We start from the raw sequence: 15,180 nt of genomic DNA on the forward strand, positions 1-15,180 counted from the left end.
TGCCACAGGGGCAAAACGCCCATCTGGGACGCTTACCCGCATGCCCGACCTCACCCCGCTGCTCGCCTTCCGCTGGAGCCCACGCGCCTTCGACCCGGCCGCGATGCTCACCGGCGACGAGGCCACCTCCCTGCTGGAGGCCGCCCGCTGGGCACCCTCCGCCGGCAACACCCAGCCGTGGCGGTTCGCGTTCGGGCACCGGGAGGACGACACGTGGAAGCGGATCCTCGTCAGCCTCCCGGCCGACGACCAGCGCTGGGCCCGCCACGCCTCCGCCCTGGTCGTCGTCGCCCACACCGGCGGCGACCCGGAACGGGCCGCCTACGACCTGGGGCAGGCCGTCGCCCACCTGAGCGTGCAGGCCACCGCGCTCGGCCTGCACGTGCACCAGCTCACCCGCTTCGACCGGGCCGGCCTCGCCACCGAACTGGACCTGCCGGTCGGGATCCGGCCCACGGTGGTGGTCGCGGTCGGCCGGCTCGGCGACCCGTTCGCACTTCCCGAGGACCTGCGGGACCGGGAGACGGGGCTGCGCCAGCGCCGGCCGCTCGCCGACCTTCTCCTCGCCTGATCGCCCGGCCCGGCCGGGGTCACCCGCCGCGGCTGGCCCGGAGCAGCACCGCCGCGGCGTCGGTGTTGCGGTAGCGGACGTGTCGGCCCTCCCGCGACCGGGAGACCAGGCCGGCGGCGTGCAGCGCGGCCAGGTGCTGCGACACGTTCCCGCCCGACATCCCCGTACGCCGGGCCAGGTCGGTGGTGGTGGCCGCCGTGTCGAGCAGGTGCAGCAGGGCGGCCCGCCCCGAGCCGACCACCCGGGCCAGCGCGTCGCCGGGCCGCGCCTCGGGCGCCTCCCAGAGCGTCCCGACCGCCCGGACCGGGTACGCCCCGGCCGGCAGCGAGTCCTCCAGCAGGTTCCACAGCACCCGCCGGTCGGCGAACACGCTGGGGTTCAGCGCCAGCCCCCGCCCGCGGAGGTCGAAGTCCCGCTCGAACGGGTCATCGCTGACCACCCGGTCACCGAGCCAGCGCAGGCTCGGGTGGAGCTGCCCGAACAGCCGACCGGCACCGCCCTCGGCGAGCTGGGCGGCGCGGTACGCGACGTCGGCGTCGAGCAGCGCCCGCATCCGCGTCCAGTCCGGGGCGATCGCCTCGTCGTACCAGACCCGCACCGCGTCGACGAGCTGCGGCAGCAGCCCGCGGGGATCGGCGAGCAGCGCCTGCCCGAACGGGCTCAGCGGCCCTCGCGGGGTGGTCGCCAGCAGGTCCTGGACCACCACGTCCGGCGGCGTCGCCGCGATCTGCTCGAGCTGCTCGGTCATCTCCAGGTCCGGCCGGGCCGCCGGCGTGAGGAAGTCGGGCAGCCAGCGGCGCGGCCGGGTCAGCTCCACCAGCGGGCGGACCCGATCGGCCACCTCCGGACGGCGCAGCGTCAGCCGGGACCGGTCGATCCAGGGCAGGTGCACGGCGTAGCGGACCGGATCGGCCAGCGCCCACATGCTCATGACCGTCTCGTTGGCCGGCGAGACGGCGAACCGCACTCCCGCGACGTCGGCCAGGCTGAACCGCAACTCGGACACGCGCACCCCCGCAGGCAGGATTCGGCCCAGCCTAAAAGGCTCGACCGGACCATGGGGGGCACGGTTCACTCACCCGCCATGGGGGCCAGAGACACCATCCGCACCGCCGTCAGCCACGTCGTACCGCCGGCCGGGCTGACCCGCGCCCTGGCCGTGCAGGCCATGGTCTACGCCGTCGGCAACGGCCTGTTCCAGGCCGGCAGCGCCGTCTTCTTCACCCGGGCGCTGGGGCTCAGCGCCGCCCAGGTGGGCCTGGGCCTGTCCATCGCGGCGGGGGTGTCGCTGCTGGGCACGGTGCCGCTGGGCGGGCTCACCGACCGGTACGGACCGCAGCGGGTCTGGGTCGTCGGGCTGGTGCTGGAGGCGGCGCTCTTCGCGACCTACCCGTTCGTGGGCGGCTTCGCCGGCTTCCTTGCCGTGGTGGTGGCGCTGGCCGCCGTGCACGCCGCGACGGGCGTGGCCGTGCAGGTCTACTCGATCAACGCGCTCCCCCCGGCCGAACGGGTCACCGCGATGGCCTACCAGCGCTCGTTGCTGAACGTCGGGTTCGGGCTGGGTGCGGTGATCAGCGGCCTGGTGCTGGCGGTGGACACGATCGCGGCGTACCGGGGGATGGTCTGGTTCATCGCGGCGGTCTTCCTGGTGACGGCGCTCTTCGTGCGGCGGCTGCCCCGGCTGCCGCAGGCGGCCCGGGCGGCCGAGCCGATGAGCCGGCTCGCCGTGCTGCGGGACCGCCCGTTCCTGGCGGTGTCCCTGGTCTCCGGGCTGCTCACCGCGCACCAGACGCTCTACCTGACGGTGATGCCGCTCTGGATCCTCACCCACACCGACGCCCCGAAGACGGTGATCGCCGGGCTGGTGCTGTTCAACACGGTCCTGATCGTGCTGCTCCAGGTACGCGCCAGCCGGGGCGCCGACACCGCGCCGGGCGCGGCCCGGGCGTCCCGCCGGGGCGCCCTGCTGATCGCCCTGTTCTGCCTGGTCCTGCCGATCTCCGCGGTGACCCGGGGCACGCTCACCCTGGTGGTGCTGGTGGCCGCCGCGACGCTGCTGATCGTGGCCGAGCTGGTCGAGTCGGCTGGCACCTGGGGGCTCACCGCCACCCTGCCGCCGGCCGCCCACCGCGGCGCGTACGTGGGCGCGTTCCGGCTCGGCACTCAGCTGCAGTACCTGATCGCCCCGGCGGGACTGACGGCGCTGGGGGTGACCACCGGCGGCTGGGGCTGGTTCCCGACGGCGGCGATCTTCGCGCTGGCCGGGCTGGCGCTCGTACCCCTGGTGGGCTGGGCCGAGCGGACGCCGCGGCTGGGTGTCGCAGCCCCCGAAAAGTCGGTGACACCGGTCCCATAGTCCGGACCTGGCTTCCCACGACCCACCTCGCCACGTAGGGTGACCTTGTCATGTGGCGGGCGCACCTTCTCCTTGGCTGCCGCGACGAGGCCTGACCGGCCGGCACCTCGTCGCGGAGTTGAACCGCGCCGTCCAGCACATCCGAACTTCCTCTCGGCACCGCCGCGCACCGTCGCCCGGCAACTCGCCGACACCTTCCGATCTGCTGACGCCACATGTTCCCAGGGAGCACTCCGAGATGGCTCAACCTGTCACCGACGCTGAGACCGATCCGATCGCCCGGCAGCGCCCCAGCCGGATGCCGTTCCAGCGCTACCTGCCCTACCACCAGCAGTTCCGGTTCGACCTGCCGGACCGCGCCTGGCCCACCCGCCGCGTCGAGGCCGCACCCCGCTGGTGTGCCGTGGACCTCCGCGACGGCAACCAGGCCCTGATCGACCCGATGTCCCCCGAGCGCAAGCGGCGGATGTTCCAGCTGCTGGTGCAGATGGGCTACAAGGAGATCGAGGTCGGCTTCCCGTCGGCCAGCCAGACCGACTACGACTTCGTCCGCCAGCTGATCGAGCAGGACCTGATCCCGGAGGACGTCACCATCCAGGTGCTGACCCAGTGCCGGGAGCACCTGATCGACCGGACCTTCGAGTCGCTGCGCGGCGCGCGCCGGGCCATCGTGCACTTCTACAACTCCACCTCGACGCTCCAGCGCCGGGTGGTCTTCGGCCTCGACCGGGACGGCATCACCGACATCGCCACCACCGGCGCCCGGCTCTGCCAGAAGTACGCGGAGATCCACACCCCGGACACCGACATCCACTACGAGTACTCGCCGGAGTCGTACACCGGCACCGAGCTGGAGTACGCGCTGGAGGTCTGCGCCAAGGTCATCGAGGTGGTCGACCCCACCCCGGACCGCAAGCTGATCGTCAACCTGCCGGCCACCGTCGAGATGGCCATGCCGAACGTCTACGCCGACTCGATCGAGTGGATGCACCGGCACCTGCCCCGCCGCGACAGCCTGGTGCTGAGCCTGCACCCGCACAACGACCGGGGCACCGGGGTGGCCGCCGCCGAGCTGGGCCTGCTGGCCGGCGCCGACCGGATCGAGGGCTGCCTGTTCGGCAACGGCGAGCGCACCGGCAACGTCGACCTGGTCACGCTGGGGCTGAACCTGTTCTCCCAGGGCATCGACCCGATGATCGACTTCTCGAACATCGACGAGGTGAAGCGCGCCGTCGAATACTGCAACCAGCTGCCGGTGCACGAGCGCCACCCGTACGCGGGGGACCTGGTCTACACCGCCTTCTCCGGCTCGCACCAGGACGCGATCAAGAAGGGCTTCGACGCGCTGCACGCCGACGCGGCGGCCGCCGGGGTGCCGGTCGACGAGTTCACCTGGGCCGTGCCCTATCTGCCGATCGACCCGAAGGACCTGGGCCGCACCTACGAGGCGGTCATCCGGGTCAACTCGCAGTCCGGCAAGGGCGGCGTCGCGTACATCATGAAGTCCGAGCACCAGCTCGACCTGCCGCGCCGCCTCCAGATCGAGTTCTCCGGCGTGGTCCAGCAGGTCACCGACCACGACGGCGGCGAGGTGGAGCCGGGCACCATGTGGGAGATCTTCGCCCGCAACTACCTGGTCGACCACCAGGTCGACCCGGCGGTCACCCTGGACGGCTACGCCATCGGCACCGCCGACGGCAAGGTCGAGATCGAGGCCCGGATCGGCCACGACGGCGAGGTGCAGCCGCTCACCGCGGTCGGCAACGGCCCGATCGACGCGTACGTCAACGCGCTCCAGTCGCTGGGCGTGGCGGTACGGGTGCTCGACTACCACGAGCACGCGCTCTCCTCCGGCGGGGACGCGCAGGCCGCCGCGTACGTGGAGTGCGAGGTGGACGGCCGGACCGTCTGGGGCGTCGGGGTGGACGCCAACATCGTGACCGCCTCGATCAAGGCCGTCACCAGCGCGGTCAACCGCGCCCGGAGCTGACCGACGGCTGGTCGGGTCCCGCGCGCTGGGGCCCGGCCAGCCGGTCAGACCGGTACGACCGTGGGGTTGCCGTCGTCGAGGACGACCGCCTGCGCCACGATCACCCGCTGCCCGTCGAAGGTGGCCGCCGGCGAGCCGTGCAGCCGGTAGCCGTCGGCGAGCGCCTCGCTGACCCGGCGGCAGAAGTCGGCGTCGTCCGGCCCGGTGAGCAGCCGGTACCGCAGCCGGGCCGGCGTCCCACTCTCCTGATCACCCATGACCCGACGCTAACAGCATTACCGGTCACCGCCGGTCCGGCGGCGTCGCGACGGGCAGCGAAGGGCAGGGCTGGGCGCCGGGCGCGGTCCGCGGCGGGCGGTGGATCAGCAGCCCGGCCAGCACCGCCCCGGCCAGCAGCAGGCCGGCGCACCAGAGCAGCGCCCCGCGGAACGCGTCGGCCAGCGCGGTCTTCTGCGCGTACCCGCTGCCGGAGAGGCCGACCAGCAGCGGCAGCGCGGCCACCGCGAGCAGGCCGCCGGCCCGGGCGGCGGCGTTGTTGAAGCCGCTCGCCACCCCGGCGAACCGGTCCGCCACGGCGGCCAGCACCGACGCGGTCAGCGGGGCGACCACCAGGGTGAGCCCCGCGCCGAACAGGAGCACCCCGGGCAGCACGTCCACCCAGTACGACGCCCCGGGGCCGACCCGGCGCAGCAGCAGCAGGCCGGCCGCGGCGACCACCGGGCCGACGGCGAGCGGCAGCCGGGGGCCGATCCGGGCTGCGAGCGCGCCGGCCCGGGCCGAGCCGACCAGCAGCAGCAGCGTCATCGGCACGGTGGCCAGCCCGGTGGACAGCGCCGACCAGCCGACCACGTTCTGCAGGTAGACGGCGAGGAAGAAGGTGAACCCGCCGAGGGCCGCGTAGACCACCACGGTGAAGATGTTCAGCACCGAGAAGAGCCGGCTGCTGAACAGCCCGGTGGGCAGCATGGCGGTGTCGCCCCGGCGCCGCTCGACCAGCACGAAGACCACCGCGCCGAGCACGCCGACCACCGCCGCGGCCAGCACCGCCGGGGAGCCGGCGCCGCGCGCCGGGGCGTCGATCAGGGCGTACGTGACGCCGCCGAGCGCCAGCGCGCCGAGCAGCGTGCCGGCCACGTCGAACCGCCGGCCGGCCCCGGTACGCGAGGTGGCCTCGTCCCGGCTCTCCGGCAGCCAGCGCAGCGCGGCGAGCACCACCCCGACGGCCAGCGGCAGGTTCACGAAGAAGATCCACCGCCAGGAGAGCGCGTCGATCAGCCAGCCGCCGAGGAGCGGGCCGATCGCGGTGGACACCCCGGAGAGCCCGGACCAGATGCCGATGGCCCTGGCCCGGTCGTCCGGGTGGAAGCTGGCCTGGAGCACGGAGAGCGAGCCGGGGGTGAGCAGCGCCCCGCCGGCGCCCTGGAGGAACCGGGCCGCGATCAGCCAGCCGGTTCCCTGGGCCAGCCCGCAGAGCACCGACGCCACGGCGAACCACACCACCCCGAGCAGGAAGATCCGCCGCCGCCCGAACCGGTCGCCGAGCGCGCCGCCGAGCAGCACGAAGGCGGCCAGCATCAGCAGGTAGCCGTTGACGGTCCACTGGAGACCGGCGACGGTGGCCCCCAGTTCGGCGCCGAGCCGGGGCAGCGCCACGTTGACCACGGTGCTGTCGATGAAGACCATGCCGGAGGCGAGGATCGCGGCGAGCAGCGTGCCGTGCCCGGCGGCGGAGCCGATACGCAGCGCGGGAGCGGGTGCCGTCATGGGTAACCACTCTGCCGCTCCCCCCATTCAGATGCCACGAATCACGGAAACCGTCGCCCGGGTACTGTGCGGACTCGCCCGGAGCCCGCAAGCTGGAGAGGTGTCGTCTGTGCGTACGAGATCAGGAGTCCGTGCCGGGCTGGCCGTCGCGCTCACCGCGGTGCTCACCCTCGGCGCGGCCGGTTGCGTGCCGGTCGACGAGCCGGACGTGCCGCCCAGCAGCGCTGGCAACGTCAACCAGCAGCTCGGTCAGCTGACCGTCGCCGCGGCCGGCTCGATGAAGGGCTACAGCCGGACCCACTTCCCGCACTGGCGGGACACCGGCAAGAACTGCGACGTGCGGGACAGCGTGCTGCAGCGGGACGGGGAGGGCATCAAGCTCTCCGGCTGCAACGTGGTCGGCGGCCGCTGGGAGAGCCTGTACGACGGGCTGACGCTGACCGATCCGGCCGACGTGGACATCGACCACATGGTGCCGCTGGCCAACGCCTGGCGCTCCGGCGCCGACGAGTGGGACGACTCGAAGCGCGGCGACTTCGCCAACGACCTGACCCGGCCGCAGCTGATCGCGGTTTCCCTCCGTTCCAACCGGGCAAAGGGTGACCAGGACCCGTCCCAGTGGAAGCCGGCGAACCGGTCGTTCTGGTGCCAGTACGCCGCGGACTGGGTGGCGGTCAAGCACTACTGGCGGCTGACGGTGACCAGCGCCGAGAAGGCCGCCCTCACCGACATGTTGGAGGGCTGCACATGGGCGAACAAGCCGTGACCGGGGCCGGCGGCGCACCGGCGCCGGAGAGGACGCCGGACGCGACCGGCGGGGACGCCGCGGCGGCCGCCGGCGGCGGGACCGTGCCCGGCCCGACCTCGGCCGGAATGACGGCCGACGGCATGCCGGCCGCCCCCGCCGACGTCTCCGGGGCCGGGATGTCCGCCGACGCCACCCCGACCGCGCCCGCCGCGGCCCCGCCGGCGCCCGGAGCGCAGGAACGGACCAGCGACATCACCGCCGGCCCGGGCGGGGTGATGACCGACGAGGCCGGCGTGGTGACCGGCGACCTGACGCTGCGCACCGAGTACGCCGACGGCCAGGTCACCCTGCGGGTGCAGTACAAGGACGCCGACGAGTGGTACGCGGTGACCGGTGGCCGGGTGCCGCTGGCCGACCCGGCCGCGCTGGACGCCGTGCACACGGTCGCGGTGGCCCTGCTCAACCGCCCCGAGGGCTGACCCGCCGGACGCGACGAGGCCCCTTCCCCGCTCGGGGAAAGGGGCCTCGCGTCGTCACGTCACGGGGTCGGGATCAGCTCCCCGGTGTCGCCCGGCGCCGCGCCGTCGTCCGGCCGGACCAGCTCCGGCTCCACCTCGTGCGGCCGGATCCGGCCGGCCGCGATGTCCTCCGCGTAGTGGCAGGCCACCCGGTGCCCGCCCAGCACCTCGCGCAACGCCGGCCGTTCCTCGGCGCACCGGGTCGGCTGGGCCCACGGGCAGCGGGTGTGGAACCGGCAGCCGGGCGGCGGGTTCGTCGGCGAGGGCAGGTCGCCCGCGAGCAGGATCCGCTCCCGCCGGTCCTCCACCTGCGGGTCCGGCACCGGCACCGCCGACATGAGCGCCCTGGTGTACGGGTGCATCGGCTCCCGGTAGAGGTCGTCGCTGGACGCCTCCTCCACCAGGCCGCCGAGGTACATCACCCCGACCGTGTCGGCGATGTGCCGGACCACCGCCAGGTCGTGGGCGATGATCAGGTACGTCAGGCCGTGCTCGTTCTGCAGCTCCTCCAGCAGGTTGATCACCTGCGCCTGGATCGACACGTCCAGCGCGGAGACCGGCTCGTCGGCGACGATCAGGTCGGGGTCGAGCACCAGCGCCCGGGCAATGCCGATGCGCTGCCGCTGCCCGCCGGAGAACTCGTGCGGGTACTTGCGCAGCGCCGAGGCGGGCAGGCCGACCGCGGCGAGCGCTTCCCGGAGCCGCTTGGTGGTGGCCGCCTTGTCCTTGGCCAGGCCGTGCGCCTTGAGGCCCTCGACCAGCAGCGACTCCACCGACTGGCGGGGGTCGAGGCTGGACAGCGGGTCCTGGAAGATCATCTGGATCCGGCGACGCATCCGGCGCATCGACTCGCCCTTGAGCGCGCGGATGTCGGTGCCGTCGAAGACGATCTCGCCGTCGGTCGGCTCGACCAGCCGCAGCAGGCCCCGGCCGAGGGTGGACTTGCCGCACCCCGACTCGCCCACCAGCCCGTACGTCTCGCCCTTGTTGATGGAGAGCGAGACGCCGTCGACGGCGTAGACGTGGCCGACGGTGCGGTCGAAGAGCACGCCGCTCTTGATCGGGAAGTGGACCTTGACGTCGCGCAGTTCGACCAGTGGTCCGGTCCGCTCGGTCGACTCGGTCACGGCACCGCCACCTCCTCGGAAACGGGGTTGTTGCAGCGCAGGTCGCCGCCGGTCGCGGTGGGTTCGAGCAGAGGCGTGCCCTCCAGGCAGGCGTCCACCACGTTGTCGCAGCGAGGGGCGAACGCGCACCCCTCGACCCACGGGATGTTGTCGGCCACCGAGCCGCGGATGGCGTGCAGCCGCTCGCCCCGGGGCGAGTCCAGCCGCGGCACCGAGCTCAACAGCCCGTGCGTGTACGGGTGCCGCGGCCGGGCGAAGAGTTCGTGCCGGGCGGCCCGCTCCACCACCTTGCCGCCGTAGAGCACGTTGACCGTGTCGCAGAGGCCGGCCACCACGCCCAGGTCGTGCGTGATCATGATCAGGGCGGTGCCGGTCTCGTCGACGAGCTGCTTGAGCAAGGTGAGGATCTGCGCCTGGATGGTCACGTCCAGCGCGGTGGTCGGCTCGTCCGCGATCAGCAGCCGCGGCTTGCAGGCCAGCGCGGTGGCGATCAGGGCGCGCTGCCGCATGCCGCCGGAGATCTGGTGCGGATATTCCTTGAGCCGCCGCATCGGGTCGGGGATGCCGACCGCGTCGAGCAGCTCCCGGGCCTCCTTCATGGCCGCCTTGCGGTCCATCCCGCGGTGCCGCTCCAGCACCTCGGCCACCTGCGTGCCGATCGGCACGACCGGGTTCAGCGAGGAGAGCGGGTCCTGGAAGATCATGCCGATGTCCCGGCCGCGCCGGTCCCGCATGTCGTCCGGGCGCAGCTTCAGCAGGTCGGCGCCGTCGAAGTTGACCTCGCCGGTGACCTTGTTGCCCCGCCGGGGCAGCAGGCCCATGATCGCCAGGCTGGTCACGCTCTTGCCGCAGCCGGACTCGCCGACCAGGCCCACGGTCTGCCCCGGCTCCACGCTGAAGCTGACCTTGTCGACCGCCGTGAACGGCCGCTCACCGCGCCGCTGGAACACCACGCTCAGATCGCGTACGTCGAGCAGGCTCATCGGGTCACTTCCTCACCGTGCTGGTCCGTTGTCCCCATCGCCGTCACCGCCGGCTCTTCGGGTCAATCGCCTCGCGCATGCCCTCACCCAGCAGGGTGAAGCCCAGCGCGACCACGATGATCGCGACGGCCGGGAAGTAGGCCAGTTCCGGCCGGACCTCGAAGTAGCGCTGTCCGTCCACACCGAGCATCAGGCCCCACTCGGCCCGGTTGATGTCCGGGTCACCGAGACCGAGGAAGGAGAGCGACGCCGCCTCCAGGATCGCGGTGGAGAGGGTCAGCGTGGCCTGCACGATCACGGCGGTCATCGCGTTGGGCAGCATGTGCCGCAGCACGATCGACCCCTGCTTGACGCCGAGCGCCCGGGCGGCCAGCACGTGGTCGCTCTCCCGTTGCGCGAGCATCGAGCCGCGCAGCAGCCGGGCGAAGATCGGCACGTTGACGATGGCCACCGCCATGATCACCGTCCACTGGCTGGACCGGCTGGCCATGGCCACCAGGCTGATCGCCAGCAGCAGGGCCGGCAGGGCCAGCATCACGTCGGTGAAGCGCATCAGGATGTTGTCGACCCAGCCGCCGAAGGCGCCGGCGATCGCGCCGACCAGCACGCCCAGGGCCAACCCGATGAGCGTGGCGAGCACGCCGACGAACAGGGTCTGCCGGCTGCCGTGGATCATGCGGGACAGGAAGTCCCGGCCGAGCGGGTCGGAGCCGAGCGGGAACTCGCTGCTGGCGCCGGGGATGTTGTCGACGGTGAGGTTCTTCGTCAGCTCGTCGAAGCGCTGCGCCGGGTCGTGCGGCGCGAGCAGCGGCGCGAAGATCGCGACCAGGACGAAGAGCGCCACGATGGACGCGCCGACGATCGCCGTCGGGTTGCGCCGCAGCCGGCGGAACGCGTCCCGGACCAGGCTCACGCCGCCCTTTTCGGCGGTCGACTGGGCCAGCTGCTCCAGCCGGGCGCGCTTGCGCTCGCCGAGCCGGTCGATGCCGCGCGGCAGGGTGCCCTCGCGCTTCTCCTCGACGGCGGCGGGGTCCACGCTCTCGCGCGGAGTGCCCACGGTGGGCCGGGTGATCGGGTCACTCATCGCACACGCACCCTCGGGTCGATGAAGGCGTAGGAGAGGTCGACCAGGAGGTTGACCAGCACGAAGACCAGCGCGGCCAGCAGGATCAGCGCCTGGAGCACCGGGTAGTCGCGGCCGCCGCTGATCGAGTTGTAGATCAGCGTGCCGAGGCCGCCCCAGTTGTACACCCGCTCGGTGAGCACCGCGCCGGAGAGCAGCGCGCCGGTCTGCAGGCCGATGGTGGTGACCACCGGCAGCAGGGCGTTCCGCAGGATGTGCCGGCCCCGGATGGTCTTGTGCCGCAGGCCCTTCGCCTCGGCGGTGCGGACGTAGTCCTCGTTGAGCACGTCGAGCACGCTGGCCCGGGTGATCCGGACGATCACCGCGAGCGGGATGGTGGCCAGGGTCAGCGCCGGCAGGATCAGGTGCCACAGCGCGTCGCTGGCGGCGTCGAACTCCCGCGTGAGCAGCCCGTCGAGGACGAAGAAGCCGGTCACGTCGGTGTTGTCCACCCCGGTGCTGATCCGGCCCGAGGGCGGGAACCAGTGCACGTTCTGGGTGAAGACGTCCTTGAGCAGATAGCCCAGGAAGAAGATCGGGATCGAGATGCCGAGCAGCGTTCCGGCGATGCTCAGGTTGTCGAGCAGCCGGCCGCGGTGCCGGGCGGCGATGTAGCCGAGCGGCACGCCGAGCCCGATGGCGATGATCATGGCGGCCGCGGCCAGCTCGATGGTGGCCGGGAAGGCGCGGCCGATCACCTCGGTGACCGGGTCACCGCTCCGGATCGAGTTGCCGAAGTCGCCGGTCAGCAGCCGCTGCATGAACTTGGCGTACTGCACCAGGATCGGCTGGTCGTAGCCGAGGGCCTTCACCAGCAGGGCGCGCCGCTCCGGCGTGGCCCGCTCACCGAGCAGCGCCTCGATCGGGCCGCCGGGGAGGTTCCGCAGCCAGACGAAGACCAGCGCGGACAGCCCTATCAGGGTCACCACCAGCTGCAGCAGGCGGCGAACTATGACTCGCAACATCTCTCACACACCAGATTCTCGGTAACAGCGGGTCGGCCCGGGCCGGGAGAGAGAGCCCGGCCCGGGCCGATTCCGCGTACGGCGTCAGCGGTCCGTGGCGCTTCAGCCGACGCTGACGGTGTTGAACCGCTCGTCGGTCAGGGGGCTGGCGACCAGACCCTTGACGTCCTTGGTGACCACGATGGCCGGCGGGGCGTGCCAGACCGGCACGGCCGGCAGCCACTTGGCGGCGATGTCGCGGTTGACCTGCTCCCACGCGGCCTTCTTGCCGGCGTCGTCGACCGTGCCGTCAGCCTTGGTGATGGCGTCGAACATCTCGGTCATCGCCTGGTCGCCGAACTCGACCTTGGCCCGGCCGAAGAAGGTGCCGACGAAGTTGCCCGGGTCGTTGTAGTCACCGGTCCACCCGAGGATGTGCAGGTCGTGCTTGCCGAACTGCTGCACGTCGTCCTTGTAGCCACCGTTCCACGGGCGGGCCACACCGTTGACCTTGATGCCGACGGCCTGCAGGTCGTTGGCCAGGACGGTGAAGATCTCCTGCGGGTTCGGCATGTACGGCCGCGAGACGTCGGTCGGGTAGTAGAAGTTGAGCGTCAGGTTCTCGGCGCCCGCCTCCTTGAGCAGCTGCTTGGCCTTGTCGACGTTGTACTCGTACTTCTGCACGTCCGGGGCGTAGCCGAGCACGGTGTCCGGCATGAACTCGTCGGCGACCTTGGTGCCACCCGGGCCCTTGGTCTGGACGAGCTGCTGGCGGTTGAGGGCGTAGGCGATCGCCTGGCGCACCCGCAGGTCCTTCAGCTTCGGGTTCTTCTGGTTGAAGCCGAGGTAGAGGATGTTGAACGCCGGGCGGTCGAGGACCTGGAAGCCCTCGCCCGAGAGCGCCTTGCGGTCGGCCGGGGCCGGGAAGTCGATGCCCTGGACGGTGCCCGCCCGCAGCTCCTGCTTCCGGGTGTTCTCGTCTTCGATGATCTTGATGACGAGCTTGTCGACCTTGGCCTTCTCGCCCCAGTAGTCGGGGTTCCGGTTCAGGGTGATCTCACCCTTGGCCTTGTCCCAGCCACCGAAGGTGAACGGGCCGGTGCCCACCGGGTGCTCGTTGGCGAACGCGCTGTACTCGAACGAGTCGCCGTTCTGCTTCACCGTGTCGGCGTCGTACTTCTTGAGCGCCTCGGGGCTGGCGATCGACAGCGCGGTCAGCGCGAAGGCGCCGGGGAAGGCGCCCTTGTACCGGTTCATCGTGACGACGGCGGTGCCGTCGTCCTTCGCCTCGCACTTGTTGTAGACCGGCTCGCCGACACCCTCGGCCTCGTTCTTGGCGAAGCCGCCGAAGACGTCCGAGTAGTAGATCATCTGCGACTGGGCGGCGGCGCCCTTCATGTTGAACCAGCGGTCGAAGTTGAAGCAGACCGCGGCGGCGTTGAAGGGGGTGCCGTCGTGGAACTTCACGTTCTTGCGCAGGTGGAAGGTCCAGACCTTGCCCTCGGGGTCGTGCTCCCAGCTCTCCGCCAGGGCGCCCTGCAGATCGGCCGTACCCGGCTTGTTCTGCACGAGGGTGTCGTACATCTGGCGGATCGGCCGGAACGACTCGCCGTCGTCGTTGAAGATCGGGTCGAAGTTCTTGGGGTTACCGGCGCCCGCGAAGACGAAGGTGCCGCCGGTCTTGGCCCCACCGCTGTCCTCGTCGCGCTCGCTCTTGGCGCAGCCGGACGCTCCGACCGCCAGAGCGGCAGCGGCCGCGAGGGCCACGGCCGCTTTAAGCCTGCTCGCCTGCATCTCTCACCTCTGTCATGCGCATGTTCCACGCCGAGTTGTGACTCAGTCCGTGTGCGGGAGGCTATGACACGACACACAGAATGCGGAACGCCCGCGAGGCAATCGCTATCAAGCCGACACCAAGTGGCGGGTCTGACAGCTTCCGATCTCCCGACAAACAGCACTGTCACAGCCCGAAGCAGATAGTGAGATCGGACGGATCGCCGCAAAACCGGCCAGCCGCCGGCCGGGTGGTGCGCACGTGGCGAATCGCACCCGTCCCACATTCCGGATGGGCGGACGACTCCGGCCGGCCCCGCGCACGGGACCGGCCGGCCTGGTCGTCGCTCCGGTCAGATCGCCCGGCGGCCCTCGAACGCGCGACCCAGGGTGATCTCGTCGGCATACTCCAGGTCGCCGCCGACCGGCAGGCCGCTGGCCAGCCGAGTCACCGCGATGCCCATCGGCTTCACCATGAGCGCCAGATAGGTGGCGGTCGCCTCACCCTCGGTGTTCGGGTCCGTGGCGAGGATCAGCTCACGAACCGCGCCCCCGCCCAGCCGGGTCATCAGCTCCCGGATCCGCAGGTTGTCCGGGCCGATGCCCTCCAGCGGGTTGATGGCGCCGCCGAGCACGTGGTAGCGGCCGCGGAACTCTCCGGTCCGCTCGATCGCCACGACGTCCTTCGGCTCCTCGACCACGCAGAGCACCTCGTCCGTGCGCCGCGGGTCACGGCAGATCCGGCACTGCTCCGACTCGGCCACGTTGTAGCAGGTGGTGCAGAACCGCACCAGCTCCTTGACCTTGCGCAGCGCGCCGGCCAGCCGGTTGACGTCGGCGGGATCCGCCGAGAGGACGTGGAAGGCGATCCGCTGGGCGCTCTTCGGGCCCACGCCCGGCAGCCGGCCCAGCTCGTCGATCAGGTCCTGGATGGCACCCTCGTACATCTGCGGGCTCAGAACCCGGGCAGGCCGAGGCCGCCCATCCCACCCGAGACCGGGCCCATCTTCTTCTCGGTCAGCTCCCGGGCCGCCTCGGCGGCGTTGCGCACGGCGGCGACGACCAGGTCCTCCAGCGTCTCCACGTCCTCCGGGTCGACCGCCTTCGGGTCGATCTTGATCGCCTTCACCTCACCGGTGCCGGCGACGGTGGCGGTGACCAGGCCACCACCGGCGGTGCCGGTCAGCTCGGCCTCGGCCAGCTCGGCCTGAGCCTTGGCGATCTGCTGCTGCATCTTCTGCGCCTGCTTCAGCATCTGCTGCATGTTCGGCTGTCCACCTGGG

At 71.8% G+C, this 15,180-nt stretch carries 15 protein-coding genes; 5 read left to right on the top strand and 10 right to left on the bottom strand.

The features are described 5' to 3' along the window. Nucleotides 1-40: 40 nt before the first annotated feature. Entirely contained in the window at nt 41-571 is a 531-nt protein-coding gene (locus tag AC0OLQ_RS34785; protein ID WP_357333956.1) for a nitroreductase family protein, read from the top strand. A gap of 19 nt (nt 572-590) precedes the next feature. On the opposite strand, the gene AC0OLQ_RS34790 is transcribed toward AC0OLQ_RS34785, so the two are convergent. Next, nucleotides 591-1,577, bottom strand: a complete 987-nt coding sequence (locus tag AC0OLQ_RS34790; protein WP_484529648.1) for an ArsR/SmtB family transcription factor — start codon at nt 1,575-1,577, stop codon at nt 591-593. Between the two features lie 78 nt (nt 1,578-1,655). Here AC0OLQ_RS34790 and AC0OLQ_RS34795 point away from each other — a divergent pair, with 78 nt between their 5' ends. Beyond that, on the top strand, nt 1,656-2,927 hold the full coding sequence (locus tag AC0OLQ_RS34795) for an MFS transporter (protein ID WP_484529649.1): 1,272 nt from the start codon (nt 1,656-1,658) through the stop codon (nt 2,925-2,927). A gap of 238 nt (nt 2,928-3,165) precedes the next feature. After that, nucleotides 3,166-4,917, top strand: coding sequence for a 2-isopropylmalate synthase (gene leuA / locus AC0OLQ_RS34800; protein WP_484529650.1), 1,752 nt, complete (start codon nt 3,166-3,168; stop codon nt 4,915-4,917). A gap of 44 nt (nt 4,918-4,961) precedes the next feature. On the opposite strand, the gene AC0OLQ_RS34805 is transcribed toward leuA, so the two are convergent. After that, a complete protein-coding gene (locus AC0OLQ_RS34805) occupies nt 4,962-5,174 on the bottom strand; it encodes a DUF1737 domain-containing protein (RefSeq protein ID WP_484529651.1) in 213 nt (70 codons plus the stop codon). A 25-nt stretch (nt 5,175-5,199) separates the two neighbouring features. Continuing rightward, nucleotides 5,200-6,681, bottom strand: coding sequence for an MFS transporter (locus AC0OLQ_RS34810; RefSeq protein ID WP_484529652.1), 1,482 nt, complete (start codon nt 6,679-6,681; stop codon nt 5,200-5,202). Nucleotides 6,682-6,790: 109 nt separating this feature from the next. Here AC0OLQ_RS34810 and AC0OLQ_RS34815 point away from each other — a divergent pair, with 109 nt between their 5' ends. Next, the gene (locus AC0OLQ_RS34815) at nt 6,791-7,447 is read left to right on the top strand and encodes an HNH endonuclease family protein (protein ID WP_484529653.1); all 657 of its coding nucleotides are present in this window, start codon (nt 6,791-6,793) and stop codon (nt 7,445-7,447) included. After that, entirely contained in the window at nt 7,429-7,908 is a 480-nt protein-coding gene (locus AC0OLQ_RS34820) for a hypothetical protein (protein WP_484529654.1), read from the top strand. Before AC0OLQ_RS34815 ends, AC0OLQ_RS34820 begins: the two co-directional genes overlap by 19 nt. A 59-nt stretch (nt 7,909-7,967) precedes the next feature. Here the strand turns inward: AC0OLQ_RS34820 and AC0OLQ_RS34825 are convergent, their stop codons facing one another. From AC0OLQ_RS34825 to AC0OLQ_RS34855, 7 genes are all read right to left on the bottom strand, one after another. Continuing rightward, complete coding sequence (locus tag AC0OLQ_RS34825) at nt 7,968-9,074, bottom strand: ABC transporter ATP-binding protein (protein ID WP_484529655.1); 1,107 nt, start codon at nt 9,072-9,074, stop codon at nt 7,968-7,970. Further along, on the bottom strand, nt 9,071-10,057 hold the full coding sequence (locus AC0OLQ_RS34830) for an ABC transporter ATP-binding protein (RefSeq protein WP_484529656.1): 987 nt from the start codon (nt 10,055-10,057) through the stop codon (nt 9,071-9,073). Before AC0OLQ_RS34830 ends, AC0OLQ_RS34825 begins: the two co-directional genes overlap by 4 nt. Before the next feature lie 43 nt (nt 10,058-10,100). Continuing rightward, nucleotides 10,101-11,141 carry an ABC transporter permease gene (locus AC0OLQ_RS34835; protein ID WP_484529657.1) on the bottom strand — a complete coding sequence of 347 codons (1,041 nt, stop codon included), beginning with the start codon at nt 11,139-11,141 and terminating at the stop codon, nt 10,101-10,103. Then, entirely contained in the window at nt 11,138-12,145 is a 1,008-nt protein-coding gene (locus tag AC0OLQ_RS34840) for an ABC transporter permease (RefSeq protein ID WP_357333938.1), read from the bottom strand. The genes AC0OLQ_RS34835 and AC0OLQ_RS34840 overlap by 4 nt, the downstream gene beginning before the upstream one ends. A 102-nt stretch (nt 12,146-12,247) precedes the next feature. Beyond that, nucleotides 12,248-13,918, bottom strand: coding sequence for an ABC transporter substrate-binding protein (locus AC0OLQ_RS34845; protein WP_357333936.1), 1,671 nt, complete (start codon nt 13,916-13,918; stop codon nt 12,248-12,250). Between the two features lie 332 nt (nt 13,919-14,250). After that, nucleotides 14,251-14,844: a recombination mediator RecR gene (recR, locus tag AC0OLQ_RS34850; RefSeq protein ID WP_091316841.1), complete on the bottom strand. Its 594-nt coding sequence runs from the start codon at nt 14,842-14,844 to the stop codon at nt 14,251-14,253. An 8-nt stretch (nt 14,845-14,852) separates the two neighbouring features. Continuing rightward, nucleotides 14,853-15,161 (bottom strand): YbaB/EbfC family nucleoid-associated protein, encoded by a 309-nt coding sequence (locus tag AC0OLQ_RS34855; protein WP_484532508.1) that lies wholly within the window; start codon nt 15,159-15,161, stop codon nt 14,853-14,855. Between the last annotated feature and the right edge of the window lie 19 nt (nt 15,162-15,180).

It is taken from the genome of Micromonospora sp. Utrum1 (assembly GCF_057197805.1).

Excerpts from the sequence above, each read along its gene's own strand:
- AC0OLQ_RS34785 (WP_357333956.1), top strand. The coding sequence starts at position 41 with ATGCCCGACCTCACCCCGCTGCTCGCCTTCCGCTGGAGCCCACGCGCC.
- AC0OLQ_RS34820 (WP_484529654.1), top strand. The coding sequence starts at position 7,429 with ATGGGCGAACAAGCCGTGACCGGGGCCGGCGGCGCACCGGCGCCGGAG.
- AC0OLQ_RS34805 (WP_484529651.1), bottom strand. The coding sequence starts at position 5,174 with ATGGGTGATCAGGAGAGTGGGACGCCGGCCCGGCTGCGGTACCGGCTG.
- AC0OLQ_RS34845 (WP_357333936.1), bottom strand. The coding sequence starts at position 13,918 with ATGCAGGCGAGCAGGCTTAAAGCGGCCGTGGCCCTCGCGGCCGCTGCC.
- AC0OLQ_RS34795 (WP_484529649.1), top strand. The coding sequence starts at position 1,656 with ATGGGGGCCAGAGACACCATCCGCACCGCCGTCAGCCACGTCGTACCG.
- AC0OLQ_RS34810 (WP_484529652.1), bottom strand. The coding sequence starts at position 6,681 with ATGACGGCACCCGCTCCCGCGCTGCGTATCGGCTCCGCCGCCGGGCAC.
- AC0OLQ_RS34840 (WP_357333938.1), bottom strand. The coding sequence starts at position 12,145 with ATGTTGCGAGTCATAGTTCGCCGCCTGCTGCAGCTGGTGGTGACCCTG.
- AC0OLQ_RS34830 (WP_484529656.1), bottom strand. The coding sequence starts at position 10,057 with ATGAGCCTGCTCGACGTACGCGATCTGAGCGTGGTGTTCCAGCGGCGC.
- leuA (WP_484529650.1), top strand. The coding sequence starts at position 3,166 with ATGGCTCAACCTGTCACCGACGCTGAGACCGATCCGATCGCCCGGCAG.
- AC0OLQ_RS34855 (WP_484532508.1), bottom strand. The coding sequence starts at position 15,161 with ATGCAGCAGATGCTGAAGCAGGCGCAGAAGATGCAGCAGCAGATCGCC.
- recR (WP_091316841.1), bottom strand. The coding sequence starts at position 14,844 with ATGTACGAGGGTGCCATCCAGGACCTGATCGACGAGCTGGGCCGGCTG.
- AC0OLQ_RS34835 (WP_484529657.1), bottom strand. The coding sequence starts at position 11,141 with ATGAGTGACCCGATCACCCGGCCCACCGTGGGCACTCCGCGCGAGAGC.